Origin of the sequence: Synechococcus sp. R5-12, assembly GCF_047502655.1 — a bacterium.
In the GTDB taxonomy this organism is placed as follows: domain Bacteria; phylum Cyanobacteriota; class Cyanobacteriia; order Thermostichales; family Thermostichaceae; genus Thermostichus.
The window spans coordinates 1-12564 of sequence record NZ_JANSIM010000170.1 but is presented as its reverse complement, the minus strand read 5'-3'; the positions used below and the strand labels follow the sequence as shown (position 1 = coordinate 12564).

Genomic DNA, 12564 nt, shown 5'->3' with positions numbered 1-12564 from the left:
CGGTAGCGGGACGGAGTCCTTTCGCGGTAGCGGGACGGAGTCCTATGGCAGGATCGAGAAGTGCTGCGGAGAGGGATCCCGGTGCGCTTGACAACGCGGGCCACCTATAGCATCAAAGCTTTGTTGGATCTGGCGATGCTCGGCTCCGGGCAAATGGCTTCGGTGCGGGCCATTGCTCAGCGACAGGGGATCCCAGCTCCCTACCTGGAAAAGTTGCTGATTGAGTTGCGCCAGGCCGGCTTGGTTTGTTCCCAACGGGGGGCCCAGGGAGGCTACCGGTTGGCACGGGCGCCGCGGCGGATCCCGATCAGCGCCATTTTGGCGGCGGTGGGAGAATCCTTGGATCCTCTCATGGACAGTTCTAATCCTTCAGCCGTGCATCCGGCGGAGCGGCTGGACTGGGTGACGGAAGCCCTGTGGCAGCGGATCGCTCGACGGGTGCAGCAGGTGTTGGAGGAAACCACTCTGGAAGATCTGTATTTTGATGCCCGGAGCTGGCAAGCGGCTCAGGATCAGGAGAGTGGATTTGTGGTTTGATCGCGTTAGCGGGACGGAGTCCTTTCGCGTTAGTGGGACGGAGCCCTTTCCCGGCGGCTGGCTGTTTTTTCCGGCCCAACCGACTGCCGGGCTGGTGCTGGCGGCAGCTTTGGTATTGGATTACCTGCTGGCGGATCCCTGGGGTTGGCCTCATCCGGTGCGGGTGATGGGGGCTGTTATTGCCTGGGGGCAAGGCTATATCCTCAAGCACTGCTCAACTCCGCGAGCACAACAGTGGGGCGGGGCAGTTCTCACCCTAACTTTGGTGGGGGGATCCTACGGCATAGGCTGGGGGCTGGTCGCCATCGGCAATGCCATCCATCCCTGGGCAGGGATCCTCATGCAGGTAACCCTCATGGCCAGTTGTCTGGGAGGGCGCAGCCTGCGCTTTGCCGCCTTGGAGGTGTTGGATCCCTTGGAAAAAGGGGATCTGCCGGAGGCCCGTCAACGTCTCAGCCGCTACGTGGGGCGGGATACAGAGCACCTGACGGCATCGGAGATTTTGCGGGCGCTGATTGAGACGGTGGCCGAAAATACTCCCGACGGAGCAACTGCCCCTCTGTTCTACGCCTTCTTGGGAGGGGCGCCCTTGGCCCTAGCCTACAAGGCCAGCAGCACGCTGGATTCGATGGTGGGCTACCGCCACCCCCCTTTCACCCATTTGGGCACAGTGCCGGCCCGCTGTGAGGATGGGCTGACTTGGCTGCCCTGCCGCCTGACGGTGCTCACGCTGGCGCTGCTCAGCCGGGATCCTTGGGGGTTCTGGCAGCGGTGTCGTCAGGACGCGCAAGCGGATCCCAGCCCCAATTCGGGGTGGAGCGAAGCGGCTTTTGCCTGGCGGCTGCAGATCCAATTGGGGGGAACCAATTTCTATCAGGGGATCCCGAAGGTGAAACCCAAATTGGGGATCCCAGCTCGCCCCTTGACCCCGCAAGTGGTGCGGGAAAGCTTGGGACTGCTGCGACAGGTTGTATGGATTTGGGGGAGTTTGATGGTGGGAGCAACTCTCCTGTTGACCGTTCTGCAACTCATGGTCGTTTATTTCACCCCCTAGGATGAACTAAACAACCGGTTGCTTCCTGCTTCTACGACCCTTACCTAGCTGAGCTTTTGACTCAACCCCGGCAGAGGAATCTCCACAGGTGCAACTTCCCCCAGAACTTGAGGTAGAGTTAGCAAAGCTAACTAGATCGGCGGCAACAAAAACCGTAGCTGCTGTCAACCTGCCGTGAACCTAGAACCGCTGAAATAAACGATGATAAAAACAGCAGCTGCTACAGATATCAAGCACAGGGCGGTGGGGCATCCCGTCCTTTTCGCGTCAGCGGGACGGAGTCCTTGAAGCTCGCACTCTCTCGCTTTAGCGGCGCGGAGCGCTTTGCGTCAGCATGAGTGCGGGAGTTATGTCACTTGTGCAACCGTTTATCGCTGGCTGAGCCGAGCAGACCTCACGACAACAAAAGTCAAGACCCGCAAGCGAAAGACAGACTTGGCTGCCCTGCAGCAAGACGTAGACCAGTGCCCAGAAGCTCGACTAAAGGATGGAGCCCAGCGCCAGAGCAATACCCATTAACTGCAGCATTGACAATATCCGACAATATCCAAACAACAAAAAGGCCCCCTTTCGAGGGCTTTTTTGAGGATACTGTTGCGCCGTTTTACCGTGGTTTTCGACCTGGAAAATCCAGTGTAGGATACCGGGGATGATTGTCGATAGTTTCCAAATCTAAGTTTGGCTTACTGCTCTCACATCCACTTCCCATCCTAATTGTCGAAGGGTATAGATCGCAAAAACATAACGGCAGTCACCAACGCCGCAGAATCCTCTCCCAATCATACCCCATTTTTGGGGTGTGCCCGTCAAGTGCTCACCAAGGGCTAGGATAAAAGACAGCTTGACGGGTTGCTGGCCATGCTTGGTTCCTGGTTAGACAACATCTACGGCGCTTGGTTTCTGCCGGAGCGCACCTTTCGGGCGTTGCGGGAACAGCCTGTTCTCTGGCAAGCCTTTGGGGTGGTGGGGCTGCTCAACGTCCTGGATGCGATTCGCCGCTCTGGGGTAAGCCTGCCGAGCATGGTGCTGGCGGTGCTGATGGGATCCCTGGGCTGGGTGGGTTTGGCGGCTTTGTTGCAATTGCTGGCCTTTTGTTTGGGTCGGGCTGTCCCTTCCTTTTCAGCGCTGCTGTGCTTGACGGGGTTTGCCGGTTTGCCGTGGCTGCTGCTGGGGCCTGCTCAATCGTTGGGTGGGGTGGTGGGATCCCTGCTGGGCTTGTCAGCTCTGCTGTGGTTTGTGGTTTGGCAGGTGCGGGCAGTAGCTGTAGCGCTGGATTTGGAGTGGTGGCGGCTGCTGGGCCTGATCCCATTGGCTTTCCTGGGGGGGATCTTGGCCCTGAGCTGGCTGACCAGCAGCGTTGTTGCTTTGGCTTCCTTGGGCTAAAGCTTATAGTTGTTTCAGGTTAAGGTGAAACGCCTAGGCTACTGATCGCGCCAGCGGGACGGAGTCCTTGAAAAGCCTTCTGGTTCTGCGTATTGTTGCTCCGCAACGCTATTGCTATGCCTACGGCACCCTGACGGGAACCGCAACGCTATTGCTCCGCAACGCTGACACGACGACGCGAAGACGCGACTAATGTTCTAGGTGTGGGTGCAGCGTCCTGGTTGGAATTGAAATGATTGTAATTCTCGTTGAATCCCGGCGTGTGGCCAGGGATGCTTCCCCGGAATTAGCGGGGCACTCGCTGCAGATGCGGCTTTTCCTCCGGCAGAATAGCGCCCTCTACGGGGCAGACCTGTAAACAGATGCCACAGTCAATGCAGGTGGAAAACTCAATCCAAAAGTAGTCGGTGCCTTTGGCATTTTTGGTATCGCCGGGGTGGATGCAGGCGACGGGGCAAGCCTCTACACAGTCGGCCACACCTTCACAGATATCGGTGACAATTGTATGCGGCATGGATCCCTCCCAATGAACGCTCTAAGTCAAATCCTAAGTGCAGTTGCCACAAGGTCAGCCTTTACGTCGCCTGCGCTTCCTATGCTGTTGACTTTTTGATTAGAATGCGCGATATTTGCCCGAAGCTGCCTGAAAAAGATGGGACTTATATCTCAGTTCTAGGGTTCATTTTAGGCCAAAATTGCTCCCCAACGAAGAATTTTCCGGATTGTCGCTTTTTCTGACTTTGTCTGGGGCCTCTCAGCACAGCGCCAACATGTGGGAGGTCAGAGACAGTCGGCAAACCGGCTCCCGCCGCCTCGAGAGTTCTTTCTTGCCAAAAATGCCAAGGGACATACTCTGCTTTGGCCTAAGTTTTAACCGAAAGGTAGGATGATTTGCCACAAAACCAAAGGCTAAACCTCTCTGGGATCCCGCTCTTGAGATTGCCACCAACGACTGAGGGGCCAGTACAAAGCAGGTGCCCAGAGGCTACTTAAAATAGCAGACGTGAGGGCATTGCGTTGATGGTTCCACCAGATGCTCTCCAGAGAACGCGAACCGTCGCCGCCGATGCTGCCGAAAGAGTGAAGGGAGTTCCCCAATCCATCCAGCAAAGTTTGCATTCCCGCCGGATCCAGGCCCTCGGATCCCTGGGAGGCGGCAAGCCACATCCACTGCAGCGCCATCAGGGTTTCGGCAATCACCACCATACCAAAAACGATCAAGGCCACCGAGATGAAGTCTTCTTGCATGTAGCGTTGTTTTTGCAGCTTGGCGGTGAGGATCCCAACTACAGCCAGCCCCAGCGCATGGGTAGGACAAGGGCTGGTCAGCGCATCTTGCAGAAAACCCAGGGTGACCCCGGCAACAGCTCCCTGCCAAGCTTTACGCCGCACACTCCAGCACACCACCCAGATCAAGGGCCAATCTGGGGTTAAGCCTGCCAGCTCCAAGCCCGGCCCGCGCCACCAAGGGGCCACTGCTGCCAGCAATCCTGATAGGGCAGTCACCACCCAGTTGAGGTGAGACTTGAGCTTAAGAATCAGAGGGTTGAGCATAGCGGTAGATCAAGGCCCATTCCAAGAGGCCCAGCGGCGCCGACAGTTCGACAGTGGCTTGGGGGGCAGGGCTGGCATCCAAGTTGACCGCTCGAACCGTTCCCACCACCACCCCGGCTGGGTAAAAGCTGCTCAGGCCCGAGGTCACCACCACATCCCCCACCTCTACTTTGGGAGCCTTGTCGAAAAAATCCAAAATGGCGCTCTGGGTGCCCGTACCCCTCAGGATGCCCATGTGTCGGCTGCGACTCAACATCACCCCAACACGGCTGGTGGGATCGCTGATCAGGAGCACTCGGCTGGTGTTGGGCGTGACCGACTCAACTCGCCCGATCAACCCGCCCGGCGCCATGACTACATCTCCCACCCTGACTCCATGCCGGCTGCCGCGGCTGAGGGTGAGCTGTTGCCACCAGTGATCGGCGCTGCGACCCACCACTGCTGCCGGGATCCCCGCTTGGGGCATTTGCTCGGTAAATTGCAGCAGTCGCTTCAGCTCGCGGTTTTGGTACTGCAACTCGGCTACCAGGGCTTGCAGCTCACGGTTAGCGGCCTGGCTGAGCACCGCAGCGGGATCCACAGGCGGACGGGCTGGAGCAGTGATCCAACTGTACAATTCCACCAATAGGGATCCCTGGGTTTGGCGCAGGCCCAGCGCTGCTCCCATCGCCAAAGCAGACAGGAGCAACCCCAGGCTATGGCGCCTCCACCATTGGCGTAGCCAATTCAAGCAATACCTCTCCAACCCACTCGACTCACACCTCAAATCAGGAAATCAGGGAGAGGGAGAAGCGCCTCTAGCCCTTGAAGCTGCCGCTCAACACTCGACCCAAGGTTTTGAAATCCTCCAGAACTCGCCCTGTACCCAGCACCACACAACTGAGGGGATCCGGAGCAATGTGAACCAAGATCCCGGTTTCATGGCTGATCAGGGCATCCAGACCCTTGAGCAAGGCTCCTCCGCCGGCCAGCATGATGCCGCGGTCGATAATGTCGGCAGCCAATTCCGGTGGAGTGCGCTCCAGGGTGCGCTTAATGGCTTCCACAATCACCGAGAGGGGCTCGGCCATGCTCTCGCGGATTTCGGTGCTTTTCACCGTAACGGTACGGGGTAAACCGGAGAGCAGGTGTAACCCGCGCACCTCCATGGTCAGTTCCTCTTGAATCGGGTAGGCAGAACCGATCTGAATCTTGATCTCTTCGGCAGTGCGCTCCCCGATGGTGAGGTTGTGGACTTTTTTCATGTACTGGGCGATGGCCTCGCTCAGTTCATCTCCCGCTACCCGCACCGACTCGCTCAGCACGATCCCCTGCAAGCTAAGGACGGCTACCTCAGTGGTGCCGCCGCCGATGTCGATGATCATGTTCCCGGTGGGCTCTTGCACCGGCAGCCCGGCCCCAATGGCTGCTGCCACCGGCTCATCCACCAAATACACCTCCCGCGACCCGGCCTGGAGAGCGGCTTCCATCACAGCCCGTCGCTCCACTCCGGTCACGCCGCTGGGGATCCCAATCACAATGCGCGGAGCAATGAGGTACCGGCCCTCGTGTACGCGGTGGATGAAGTGTTTTAGCATCATCTCCGCCGTGTCGAAGTCGGCAATCACCCCATCTCGCAGAGGACGCACCGCCACGATGTTGCCTGGGGTACGGCCCAACATTTTTTTGGCATCTTCCCCCACAGCCAGGGGTTGCTTGGTGTTTTGGTCGATGGCAACCACAGAGGGCTCTTGCAGGACAATGCCTCGCCCGGCCACGTAGACCAGCGTGTTGGCAGTGCCCAAATCAATGCCCATATCACGGGAAAATCGGCTGAAGAACCCCACGGTAAGTCGCTCCAGTCTTGACTTGGGAAGAAGCAGCAAGCTTCGGTACCTACTATAGTCTAGTTCTGCTAGAGAATCTCCCCCGAAGATCGGGAATCTGCTCCAGAGAAACCGGCTGTAGCTGTATCCCAGCCAACTGTGGAAGATTAAATTCGCCGCTAAGGTGCAATCCTGTTGTGATTCGGGATCCCATATGCCTAAGGTTGCCATTGCTCCAGCCGGATATCCGGCCATCGCCCCCTATTCTCCCGGCGTGAAGGTGGGCAATACCCTCTACATCTCGGGCACATTGGCCCTAGATCCGGAGGGCAAGACGGTGGGATCCGACATCGCCACCCAAACTCGCGTGGTGTTGGATCTGATTAAAAGCGTCGTTACAGAAGCAGGAGGAACGATGGAGGACATCGTCTTCTGCAGCGTTTTCTTGACCGACTACGCCAACTATGCGGGCATGAACGCCGTATACAAAGAGTATTTTCCGGGGGTATTACCGGCTCGATTTGTGGTGAAAGCAGACTTGGTACGTCCTGATCTGCTGGTGGAAATTGCTGCCGTGGCCCACATTGGGGCTTGAGGATTTGAGTCTATTTGGAGATTTTCAATGCCGACTCCTATTGTGATCCCCAGTCGCCCGGATCCGGTTACCTTTCAGTTGGAAGAAACCGCCTTGATCGTGGTGGACATGCAAAATGCCTACGCCAGCAGGGGCGGGTATGTGGACCTTTTGGGTAGTGATCTCGGCGAAGCGCCGGCGGTCATTCAGGTTATCGCCCGTGTGCTGGAAGCGGTTCGCCCTTTACAAATGCCGATCATCTTTACTCAAAATGGCTGGGATCCCCAACTTGAGGAGGCAGGTGGTCCCGGCTCCCCCAATTGGTACAAATCCAACGCCCTGAAGTTGATGCGCCAACGGCCCGAGTTGTCAGGAAAATTATTGATTAAGGGCACGTGGGACTATGATTTTGTTGAGGCATTAAGACCTCTCCCTGGAGAAATCGTTCTCCAGAAAACTCGCTACAGTGCTTTCGCCGGAACTCATTTTGATATGCTGCTGCGGCAGCGGCGGATTCGCAATCTCGTGTTTACAGGCATTGCCACCAATGTCTGTGTGGAATCCACCATCCGAGAAGCTTTTCACCGCGAATATTTCTGTTTGCTGCTATCTGATTCCACCCTGCAGGTGGGGCCGCCCCTGCTCAAGGAGGCCGCCTTAGCCAATATTGAGAAGTTTTTTGGCTGGGTTTGTAGCAGCGATGAGTTTCTCCAGGCTTTGCAAGCTGCTGTGCCGACACGGGTTGGTGCAAAGACTGCATAAGGGGGTTCTTCGACGTGGAGCATTGAGGAACTAAGATAAAGCAACTCGGTCTTTTGGCGGTTGCGATGCAGCTCTCCGGCGCCTTGGTCAGCGTGGCTACCCCAGACTTGCCCCGTCTGCAGCGCTTCTATCGGGATCTCTTGGGGATCTCTCCCCAAGTCCAGCTCCCGACAGAGGGGGATCCGGTGTACGTAGAGTTTCGTCTGCCAGGGTTGCGGCTGGGCCTTTATCGCAGCCGTCATCTCGATTGTGGTGCCCAAGCCGCAGCGGTGAGCCTCTGCCTGCAGGTGCAAGATTTACAGGGATCCCTGACAACACTGGAGGGGTTGGCGGAAGCTTATCAGATCTCCATTTCCCCTCTGCGACAAGCCTTTCACGGACAGGAGGTGGATTTTCGGGATCCCGATGGCAACCGGATTGTACTGCACCAGCCTTCTGCTGCTTTTGGGGAAGCGACAGCCTGGGATCCCCAGGGTTAGATCCGCCAAAGGTAGATGGTGTAGGTGTTGATGACATCCGATACGGTGGTGGTGGCGGTGGGGGGCCAATCCCCCATGTCGAAGGAGTGGGTGACCAGACGAGCGCCGGGCCGAAGCTGGGAGCGCAGCTTGTCTCGGATCAGCAGGTGGGAGCGGGGCAGCAAATAACAACTCACCACCGTCGCCGGGGTTAAGTCCAGAGTGAGCAGATCCTGCTGGAGAAAGGTGACTCGATCCTGAACTTGGGCTTCTTGGGCCCGCTGTTGGGCTTCCAGGATGCGCTCCGGGTCGATATCCACCCCCACGCCCCGCGTGCCAAAGCGCTGTGCCGCCCGGATGAGAATGCGGCCATCCCCACAGCCCAAGTCGTACAGAGTATCCTCGCTCCCCACCTGGGCCAAATCCAGCATGGCATCCACAACCAAGGGCAAGGTGCGCACATAGGGGGCCAAGCTGATTCCCTCTGGACTTTGCCGGTTGGACTGGCGTTGGAAGAAGGGATCCCTGACCACCGAGTTCTGACCGAGCTTAGGCTTGAAACCGCGGGGTGCCAAGGGTCGATCCCGAGAAGAGCGGTTTTTTCTATTCATCAAATACTCTCGTCCATGTTTCCATCAGTCTATCAATCTGTTGCGGTACAGAGCCCTCGCTGTTCTACAGGGTGGAAAGCCACCGCCAGTTGCGTCGGTTCCAGCGTCTCGAAAAATATTCTGATTCAACAACTTAAAAAATATCTTGATTCAACAACTTGGCCAGACGTTCCAGCCCCTTTTTGACTTGGCGGGAAACGGTAACGGCGCTGATCCCCAGCCGCTCTGCCGTTTCTTTTTGGGTGAGGTCGTAGAAGAAGACAAATTCCAAAATCTTGCGGGTGCGTTCCTCCAGCTTGGCCAAGGCATGCTGTAGGCGAATGCGGTCTTCTTCGGCCAGTTGAAAACTGCGGTAGCGCTGATCCGGAACGACCTCCCCCAAAGCGACGCTGTCTTCCTCGGTTTGAATCGGGGCATCCAGGCTGAGCAAAAGGCTGTTTTGTTGAGCCAGTTCCAGCTCTCGCCATTCCTGCTCCGTCAGTTGTAGGGCTTCTCTCACCTCGGCCTCAGAGGGAGAACGGCCCAACTCTTGCCGCAGACGGGCAATCACCTTCTTGGCTTGTCGTTGCAGAGTTGTCCAGCGGCGTGGGATCCGCATGGTGGGGCTCTTGTCTCGCAGGTAATGTTGAATTTCTCCGCGAATGTAGGGCATGGCAAAGGAGCTAAAAGCCAGGCCTCGGCTGATGTCAAAGCGTTCGATAGCTTGAATCAAACCCAAACAGCCAACTTGCACCAGGTCGTCGTACCCCTCATTGCATTGGTTGCGCCAGTGGTGGGCCTCTTTGCGCACCAAGCCCAAGTTCATTTCCACCAGCCGGTTGCGCAGGGCTGGATCGCGATTCTGGTGGTACAGCCGCAACAGTTCGGCGGTTCGGGCTTTAACATCCTCACTAGATGCCATAGATCCACATGCGGCTGGGAATCCGGTCTTGGCCAAAGGCAATGGAGGGGGGGCCGCCGGTCGCCTCAGGGAGACGGAGTTCTTGGGAGAGGTCAGGCGAGGGGCCGTTATCATAGACAACCACTTTACCGATTTGCCGAAAATAACTGTAGAACAAGCACTCAAGGAACTCGAAAACCATTCAAAGGTTGAGGATCCCACCCATAACCAACACCCATCCAGTCAAGAGACGCTTTTGCCCAGCCAGACCCTGCGCAAGCAGGTGCTACAGGGCTACAGGGATGGCGTTAGAAGCACAACCGGACACTGTTGAGATTTGCCAAGAGCTGGAACGTTCTTAGTTTGACCAGGTTTCTTGACCCAAGCAACAGCATCTCCACGGAAAATCGGCGGGTTTCATCGGCAAAAGAGCGCAATTTTCCCGTAAGACCCAACGAAATTGCCGGATTTCTGTTGTTGGCGTGCTCTCGTGGTTATTGGTGATTGGGTCAGGTTGGCGGTGAAACAGCCTGTGCATTCCAGCCTCTCCTCTCCTTCTGGGAGGTGAGAACGTCAAGAGGCTGTTCGTGACAGCGGCGGGGGGTTCTTGGGGGGATCCGTGCCGGCAAGGGCTGCCAAAAAGGATGCAAAACTCGGCTCCTCGCGAATGAGGTCGAAATAGGGCTCAGAGGAGAGCAAGGGGCGGTAGCGTTCCGGCTCCAGGCGTAGGGCTTGCTCCAAAGCTTGTAGGGCCTGAGGCACTTGGCCTTCCCAGGCGTAGCAGCAGGCTTTGGCGTAGTGAGCCTCGGCATTGCTGGGATCCATCTGCAGGGCCCGATCAAAACTCTGGATGGCCAGCTCGTAGAGGTTCAAGTCCATCAGCACCAGGCCGCGCTGCACCCAGATCTGAGGGCGTTTGGGATCCTGCGCCAGGGCACGGTCATAGCTGTTGAGGGCCTCCATCGGGTTGCCGAGGCGGTGGTGGGCAAGGGCATGGCCGGCCCAGAGAGAGGCCGATTCGGAGCCCAGTTGCAGGGCTCGTTCGTAGCTGGCCAGAGCATCGACGTAGCGCTCTAGGTGAAACAGAGCCAGGCCCCGACTCTGCCAAACTTGGGCATTGACGGGGTTGATGGCGAGGGCTTTCTCGTAGCTGATTAGGGATCCCTGCCACCGTCCCAGAGAGGCTAAGGTTAGCCCGTGCAGGTACCACGTTTCCGGGCTGTCGGGGCTGAGGGCAAGGGCCCGTTCGTAGGCACATAGGGCTTCTTCGTAGCGGCCCAATTGCCGCAGCGTGTTGGCCTGGTTAAAGCGGGCCTCAAAAAAATCCGGTTTCAGCCGCAGAGCCCGCTCATAGCTGGCCAGAGCTTCTTGATGGCGACCGAGATCGTCCAGCAGAGAACCACGGTTGTTCCAGGCTTCGGGGAAGTCCGGCTTCAGCTCCAGGGCGCGGTCGTAGCTGGCCAGGGCAGCTTGGGCTTGCCCCAGGTGGTCGAGGGTGGTGGCGCGGTTGTACCAGGCAATGGGATCCTGCGGCTGATTTCCCACCGCCTGCTCGAAGGGCTGTAGTTGAGCCGCCTGTTCCGCCGAAAGGGCAGATGGGTCAACCGCCGGGGCCGGCGAAACGGCTGTAGATTCTGGGGAGGCAGCACGCTTCTGCCGCCGCAGCCACCAGGCCCAACCCCCGGCCAAAAGCAACAGGCTCGCCCCCAGCACCAGCACGCCCACGTCGGTCGGGGCAATCACAAACGGCATGACCCACTTCCTCTTTTCTGCGCGCCTCTACATCATCACCAAAAACGGCAAGGGATCGCTCGGCCCTGCCGGCGAGATCAGCTCAATGCGCTTCTCACCGGGGTAGGTGCTGGGATCGATCTCGAAGGTAACCGTCAGCGCCTCGGCGTTGGCCTGCACCGGTTCCTTAGAGCGTCCCAAGGGATCCCCAAAGCTGACTCGGATCCCTTTACCCGCCGGGCTGACTCGGATTTCCGTCACCTGATCCAGATGGGATCCCTCTAGGGTACAGACGATTACATCCCCGACAAAGGCCTCCAGAGGCCAGCCCCGCCGCACCACCGGTTTGGACATGGTTGTCGCTCCCACAGGCTTCTGCATCTCAGTTTAATTTTTCATTTTCCCCTCCCTGCTCCAGCCCAAAACGGCTTTGGTGGCAGAGAGGCTCTCCCCCCTTGGGCCGGATCTCCTGCCACCCCTGTAGAGAAGAGGGAGTTGGGGAAAGGGCAACGGCAGGCGCTCGCAGCAACACCTGGCGGTCTGGGCCCACGCTCACCAAGCGGGGCATCTCTCCAAGGCTATCGGCCACCGCAAACAGCACCCGCTCTCGCGCCTGGGGATCCCAGCCCAGCAGCTGCGCATACCCCAGCGCCGGCGGCGGATCCCAGCTTTGCACCGGTGGGATCCCTGTCGAGTCAGTGGGCAAAGGCCAGACCACCGCCCGATCCCAGCTCAAATCGGTCTGGAACTAGCCTTCGTACTCCCGCGCCAGCAAAGTGTTCCCCTGCCAGGCTAGAGGCAGGATCATGGCAAAATCCAATGCCTCAACGGGGTCGTACACCGACCCTGAGGCTTGATAGATAACCTGCAAGGCCCGAGTACGGGTGTTCTCGGCAAACAACACACTGGTCAACCGACCAGCCTGAGGCGTGGCCACCAAATCTAGCCGTGTGTACACCTGCCACTGGGGATCCGGCGCCGGCAAGGGATCGCTGCGCAACAGGCCAACCAATGTGCATTGCCGCTGCCGGGCTTGCTCCTGCAAGTCGTACACCCATTCCCAAGGGATGGGCAAAGTAGGGGGAGAGGAGACTCCAGGGGCAGCCGGCGCCATGTCCCTCGCCCAGGCAGCGCTCCCCTCCGCCCAGCCGATCCAAACAGCCACAAGGGCTCTGATACATTCACGCTGAACTCTCCTGAACATGGTTCAGGAAA

The 12564-nt window shown here is 58.2% G+C and carries 18 protein-coding genes; 7 read left to right on the top strand and 11 right to left on the bottom strand.

Translation table 11 applies throughout. The features are described 5' to 3' along the window. Positions 1 to 81 precede the first annotated feature (81 nt). The 4 genes from NW843_RS09735 (at position 82) to NW843_RS09720 (ending at position 2974) form a co-directional block, all read left to right on the top strand. Positions 82 to 537, top strand: a complete 456-nt coding sequence (locus NW843_RS09735; RefSeq protein WP_414407776.1) for an Rrf2 family transcriptional regulator — start codon at positions 82 to 84, stop codon at positions 535 to 537. Then, positions 521 to 1591, top strand: coding sequence for an adenosylcobinamide-phosphate synthase CbiB (cbiB, locus tag NW843_RS09730; protein WP_414522812.1), 1071 nt, complete (start codon positions 521 to 523; stop codon positions 1589 to 1591). Before NW843_RS09735 ends, cbiB begins: the two co-directional genes overlap by 17 nt. Positions 1592 to 1915: 324 nt before the next feature. Further along, positions 1916 to 2110, top strand: coding sequence for an IS630 transposase-related protein (locus tag NW843_RS09725; protein WP_071818172.1), 195 nt, complete (start codon positions 1916 to 1918; stop codon positions 2108 to 2110). 339 nt (positions 2111 to 2449) lie between these two features. Continuing rightward, entirely contained in the window at positions 2450 to 2974 is a 525-nt protein-coding gene (locus NW843_RS09720) for a YIP1 family protein (protein ID WP_414383635.1), read from the top strand. A gap of 286 nt (positions 2975 to 3260) precedes the next feature. Here NW843_RS09720 and NW843_RS09715 read toward each other — a convergent pair whose 3' ends face one another. From NW843_RS09715 to NW843_RS09700, 4 genes are all read right to left on the bottom strand, one after another. Next, positions 3261 to 3488, bottom strand: a complete 228-nt coding sequence (locus NW843_RS09715) for an indolepyruvate ferredoxin oxidoreductase subunit alpha (protein ID WP_011434056.1) — start codon at positions 3486 to 3488, stop codon at positions 3261 to 3263. Positions 3489 to 3883: 395 nt separating this feature from the next. Further along, positions 3884 to 4528, bottom strand: coding sequence for a rod shape-determining protein MreD (gene mreD / locus NW843_RS09710; RefSeq protein WP_414356284.1), 645 nt, complete (start codon positions 4526 to 4528; stop codon positions 3884 to 3886). Beyond that, positions 4506 to 5258 (bottom strand): rod shape-determining protein MreC, encoded by a 753-nt coding sequence (gene mreC, locus NW843_RS09705; RefSeq protein WP_414387913.1) that lies wholly within the window; start codon positions 5256 to 5258, stop codon positions 4506 to 4508. Before mreC ends, mreD begins: the two co-directional genes overlap by 23 nt. A 67-nt stretch (positions 5259 to 5325) precedes the next feature. After that, positions 5326 to 6354 carry a rod shape-determining protein gene (locus tag NW843_RS09700; protein WP_414356309.1) on the bottom strand — a complete coding sequence of 343 codons (1029 nt, stop codon included), beginning with the start codon at positions 6352 to 6354 and terminating at the stop codon, positions 5326 to 5328. A 193-nt stretch (positions 6355 to 6547) separates the two neighbouring features. On the opposite strand from NW843_RS09700, the gene NW843_RS09695 reads away from it, so the two are divergent. The 3 genes from NW843_RS09695 to NW843_RS09685 are packed head-to-tail and all read left to right on the top strand — an operon-like array spanning position 6548 to position 8148. Further along, positions 6548 to 6928 (top strand): Rid family hydrolase, encoded by a 381-nt coding sequence (locus tag NW843_RS09695; protein ID WP_414356286.1) that lies wholly within the window; start codon positions 6548 to 6550, stop codon positions 6926 to 6928. Between the two features lie 27 nt (positions 6929 to 6955). Further along, entirely contained in the window at positions 6956 to 7669 is a 714-nt protein-coding gene (locus tag NW843_RS09690; protein WP_414373467.1) for an isochorismatase family protein, read from the top strand. A 53-nt stretch (positions 7670 to 7722) separates the two neighbouring features. Continuing rightward, complete coding sequence (locus NW843_RS09685) at positions 7723 to 8148, top strand: VOC family protein (RefSeq protein ID WP_414522811.1); 426 nt, start codon at positions 7723 to 7725, stop codon at positions 8146 to 8148. Here the strand turns inward: NW843_RS09685 and NW843_RS09680 are convergent. From NW843_RS09680 to NW843_RS09650, 7 genes are all read right to left on the bottom strand, one after another. Beyond that, a complete protein-coding gene (locus tag NW843_RS09680; RefSeq protein WP_414522810.1) occupies positions 8145 to 8738 on the bottom strand; it encodes an SAM-dependent methyltransferase in 594 nt (197 codons plus the stop codon). The genes NW843_RS09685 and NW843_RS09680 overlap by 4 nt on opposite strands. Positions 8739 to 8871: 133 nt before the next feature. Continuing rightward, complete coding sequence (locus NW843_RS09675) at positions 8872 to 9639, bottom strand: RNA polymerase sigma factor SigF (RefSeq protein WP_414522809.1); 768 nt, start codon at positions 9637 to 9639, stop codon at positions 8872 to 8874. After that, complete coding sequence (locus tag NW843_RS09670) at positions 9629 to 9763, bottom strand: hypothetical protein (RefSeq protein ID WP_255344540.1); 135 nt, start codon at positions 9761 to 9763, stop codon at positions 9629 to 9631. The genes NW843_RS09675 and NW843_RS09670 overlap by 11 nt, the downstream gene beginning before the upstream one ends. 428 nt (positions 9764 to 10191) lie before the next feature. Continuing rightward, the gene (locus NW843_RS09665; protein WP_414522808.1) at positions 10192 to 11370 is read right to left on the bottom strand and encodes a tetratricopeptide repeat protein; all 1179 of its coding nucleotides are present in this window, start codon (positions 11368 to 11370) and stop codon (positions 10192 to 10194) included. Positions 11371 to 11397: 27 nt separating this feature from the next. Beyond that, positions 11398 to 11703 (bottom strand): hypothetical protein, encoded by a 306-nt coding sequence (locus tag NW843_RS09660; RefSeq protein WP_011434047.1) that lies wholly within the window; start codon positions 11701 to 11703, stop codon positions 11398 to 11400. Positions 11704 to 11731: 28 nt separating this feature from the next. Then, positions 11732 to 12067 (bottom strand): hypothetical protein, encoded by a 336-nt coding sequence (locus NW843_RS09655; RefSeq protein WP_414522807.1) that lies wholly within the window; start codon positions 12065 to 12067, stop codon positions 11732 to 11734. A gap of 30 nt (positions 12068 to 12097) precedes the next feature. After that, a complete protein-coding gene (locus NW843_RS09650) occupies positions 12098 to 12514 on the bottom strand; it encodes a hypothetical protein (RefSeq protein ID WP_414522806.1) in 417 nt (138 codons plus the stop codon). Between the last annotated feature and the right edge of the window lie 50 nt (positions 12515 to 12564).

Excerpts from the sequence above, each read along its gene's own strand:
- NW843_RS09720 (WP_414383635.1), top strand. The coding sequence starts at position 2,450 with ATGCTTGGTTCCTGGTTAGACAACATCTACGGCGCTTGGTTTCTGCCG.
- NW843_RS09715 (WP_011434056.1), bottom strand. The coding sequence starts at position 3,488 with ATGCCGCATACAATTGTCACCGATATCTGTGAAGGTGTGGCCGACTGT.
- mreD (WP_414356284.1), bottom strand. The coding sequence starts at position 4,528 with ATGCTCAACCCTCTGATTCTTAAGCTCAAGTCTCACCTCAACTGGGTG.
- NW843_RS09695 (WP_414356286.1), top strand. The coding sequence starts at position 6,548 with ATGCCTAAGGTTGCCATTGCTCCAGCCGGATATCCGGCCATCGCCCCC.
- NW843_RS09690 (WP_414373467.1), top strand. The coding sequence starts at position 6,956 with ATGCCGACTCCTATTGTGATCCCCAGTCGCCCGGATCCGGTTACCTTT.
- NW843_RS09680 (WP_414522810.1), bottom strand. The coding sequence starts at position 8,738 with ATGAATAGAAAAAACCGCTCTTCTCGGGATCGACCCTTGGCACCCCGC.
- NW843_RS09675 (WP_414522809.1), bottom strand. The coding sequence starts at position 9,639 with ATGGCATCTAGTGAGGATGTTAAAGCCCGAACCGCCGAACTGTTGCGG.
- NW843_RS09665 (WP_414522808.1), bottom strand. The coding sequence starts at position 11,370 with ATGCCGTTTGTGATTGCCCCGACCGACGTGGGCGTGCTGGTGCTGGGG.
- NW843_RS09660 (WP_011434047.1), bottom strand. The coding sequence starts at position 11,703 with ATGTCCAAACCGGTGGTGCGGCGGGGCTGGCCTCTGGAGGCCTTTGTC.